This is a genomic window from Yoonia sp. R2-816, assembly GCF_046762905.1.
Classification (GTDB): domain Bacteria; phylum Pseudomonadota; class Alphaproteobacteria; order Rhodobacterales; family Rhodobacteraceae; genus Yoonia.
In genome coordinates, this window is the sequence record NZ_JBKQXN010000149.1 from 1 (window position 1) to 438 (window position 438).

General features: G+C 57.5%; 1 protein-coding gene. It reads left to right on the forward strand.

Annotated elements, in window-relative coordinates; all coding sequences use genetic code 11:
• The coding region (locus ACFWW2_RS04830) for an Ig-like domain-containing protein (RefSeq protein WP_393926609.1) at window positions 1–438 on the forward strand (438 nt) is incomplete at both ends.

Below are 438 nucleotides of genomic sequence, written 5' to 3' on the forward strand. Positions count from 1 at the left end.
ATTGATACAGCCACCCTTCTTGCCAACGACAGTGATATCGACGGGGATGCACTCACGGTGACAGATGTGTCCGCCACAAGTACGCATGGTGCCACCCTGACGCTGAACACCGGCGGGACGATCAGCTATGATCCCACCGGCGCAGCCGCTGTTCAGGCCCTGGCAGAGGGTCAGACACTGACGGATACCTTCACCTATACCGTCAGTGACGGCCATGGCGGGGAGAGTACCGCAACCGTTTCTGTCGTTGTGCACGGAACCAATGATGCACCTATTGTGGCGATTGCATTGCCTCCTCAGTCTTCAGCAGAAGATGAAGCCGTGAGTTTTGCACTACCAGCCAACGCATTCACGGATGTGGATGGCGATGCACTGACCTTGAGTGCAACGCTGGTTGGGGGTGCGGCGCTGCCGGACTGGCTGATGTTTGATGCTGCT